This is a genomic window from Bradyrhizobium sp. CCBAU 45321 (assembly GCF_028128975.1).
GTDB classification, from domain to species: Bacteria; Pseudomonadota; Alphaproteobacteria; order Rhizobiales; family Xanthobacteraceae; genus Bradyrhizobium; species Bradyrhizobium yuanmingense.
Genome location: NZ_LFKZ01000065.1, coordinates 1 through 2,243, shown reverse-complemented (window position 1 = coordinate 2,243; position 2,243 = coordinate 1). Strand labels below are relative to the sequence as shown.

1 protein-coding gene and 2 pseudogenes are annotated in these 2,243 nt (G+C 63.0%); all 3 read right to left on the bottom strand.

What is annotated here, in order from left to right:
* Positions 1-791 (bottom strand): annotated as a pseudogene (locus ACM43_RS09745) (IS66 family transposase); the annotation flags it as partial.
* 70 nt (positions 792-861) lie between these two features.
* Entirely contained in the window at positions 862-1,209 is a 348-nt protein-coding gene (gene tnpB, locus ACM43_RS09740; RefSeq protein ID WP_036032545.1) for an IS66 family insertion sequence element accessory protein TnpB, read from the bottom strand.
* 350 nt (positions 1,210-1,559) lie between these two features.
* Positions 1,560-2,243: pseudogene (gene tnpC / locus ACM43_RS09735) on the bottom strand (IS66 family transposase); the annotation flags it as partial.

The following is a 2,243-nucleotide window of genomic DNA, read 5'->3' as shown; positions in this document are numbered from 1 at the left end:
ATCATCGGCATGCAGGCGCTCGGCCGCCATGACATGGGCTTCGACCAGGCGCAGCAGGGGATCCAGCGCCGCCGCACAGACCGACCCCACGGCGTCCGCCAGGGTCGACAGCGCGATCGGCACGCCTTCGAGGGCGTAGCGCTCGGCCTGGCGGTTTAAGGGCTGATGTTGGCCGTACTTCTCGAACATGATCATGGCCAACAGGCTCGGGCCGGCCCATCCCCGTGCGACGGCATAGAATGGCGCCGGGGCCTGGCTGATCTTCTCGCAGTCGCGGCAGGAGAACTTCTCCCGCACCGTCTCGATCACCTTCCACTGGCGCGGTACCACTTCCAGTGTCCTCGTCACGTACTCGCCGAGCTTGCGCAGACGATTGCCGCCACAGCACTGGCAAGCCGTCGGCGGCTCGATGACGACTCGTTCGCGCGGTAAATGCTCAGGGAACGTCTGTCGTTCGCCGCGCTTGCGCGTAAATCCGCGCCCCGTCGTCGCCTGGCCACAGCGCGCTCTGCCGCCAGCTCGTCTTCAGTGGCGTCACTTTCCAACTCTTCGAAGGTCAAGGCCAACTGCTCGATCAGGCGCGACGAACGCTCCGACCGCTGGCCATAGATCTGATGCCTTAGCTTGGCGATTTGCAGCTTCTGCTGGGCAATCAGCGCTTCGTCCTCAGACGCTTTCGCGCGGGCGACCGCAAGTTCAGCGGCGACTTCCAAACCCTTCGCACGCTCGGCTGCCAGCGCCGCTTTCAGGACGGCAATGTCATCCGGAACAGCGTCGCGCTCAGCATCCATGCGACACAGTGAATCACAGATTGGAAGCGTTGGGACTCCCCAAAAATGCAAAACCTGCTGGATTTTGTACTCAACCTGCGCTTCTCGGTCGCCAGCTCAGTTGTGGATTCCGCCAGTCGATCCCTTCCAGCATATAGGCCATCTGCGCCGCTGAGATCGATACCGCGCCGTCCGACGCCGAAGGCCAGATGAACTTGCCTCGGTCCAGGCGCTTGGCATAGAGCGACATGCCCAACCCATCATGCCAAAGAATCTTGACCAGATCGCCGCTGCGGCCCCGGAAGATGTAGAGATCGCCGGCATGGAGATCGCGCTTCAGGCTCTCCTGAACCGTAAGAGCCAGGCTTCGCATGCCGCGGCGCATATCGGTGTGGCCGGTCGCGATCCAGACCCTGACGCCGCTCGGAATCGGAATCATCGTCGTCGCAAGAGCTCAAGAACCTGCTGCAGCGCCTCAACGTCCACGTCACGGTCAACGCGAACACGACAGCCGCCCCCGAGCTCAATCTCGATGATTCCGGCCCTTGCACGCTGCGCAGGCGGTGAAGACGCCAGTTGTGGTGCGCCGCTCGAGATCGGAGCCGCTACAGGTGTGACCTCGACGGGAACGAGAGCAGGCGCAGCATCGCCGCCCAGTCGCCCCTGGCGCGCTTGTCGTAAGCGCGTATTTTACCGCACAGGCTACGCGCGCGCCTGGCCGCGGCGTCGCGTGACGCCGGGCCCCAGCAGTGTCATCGGAACGGCTTGGTTGACCTGAGCGTTCGAACGTCAGCCGATATTCTCAGCTGGCAGGTTTTTTTGAGCGGTGCAGTTGAACGGCAACAGATCTTCTATATCGGCGTCTGGCGCGCGCTGGGGCAATTCGGTGAGCGCGTGACGTAGCCATGCATAGGGATCGACGCCGCATGCCCGGCATGTCAGCACCAAACTGTAGATCACGGCGCTTGCCTTGGCGCCGGTAACGGTGTGGCTGAACAGCCAACTTTTTCGTCCGGTGCAAAACGGCCTGATGTCGCGCTCCAGAACATTGTTATCGATCGGGGCGAGACCGTCACTGGTGTAACGGGTCAGATAATCCATTGGTTGCGCGCATAGGCGATCGCCTTGCCGCTCAAGCTTTCGGGGAGGACCTTCGGCGCCTGGTCGTCGAGCCAGGTCCGGAAGGCGGCCAATACCGGCAGGCTATGCTGCTGGCGCAGCCGCAAGATGTATGCGGCGCGCGTTTCGTCGTCGGGCGGCGTCTGGCGCGCCACCCTCTCGACCTCATACAACGCCTCGAAGAACTTGTGCGCCTGCAATGGCGGACCGCCGGGCGTCTTCCTGGCCTTGAGCGCATCGGTAAATTTCCTGCGCGCATGCGCCATACAGCCAAGATGGTCGCGCCTGTCAGCGTGCCCCAGGCGTCATAGCCGTCGCTCATCAACAAGCCGCGATAGCCGGCCAGGAAGGCCT

Bases quoted from the DNA above. Each gene is read 5' to 3' on its own strand.
- tnpB (WP_036032545.1), bottom strand. From the start codon at position 1,209: ATGATTCCGATTCCGAGCGGCGTCAGGGTCTGGATCGCGACCGGCCAC.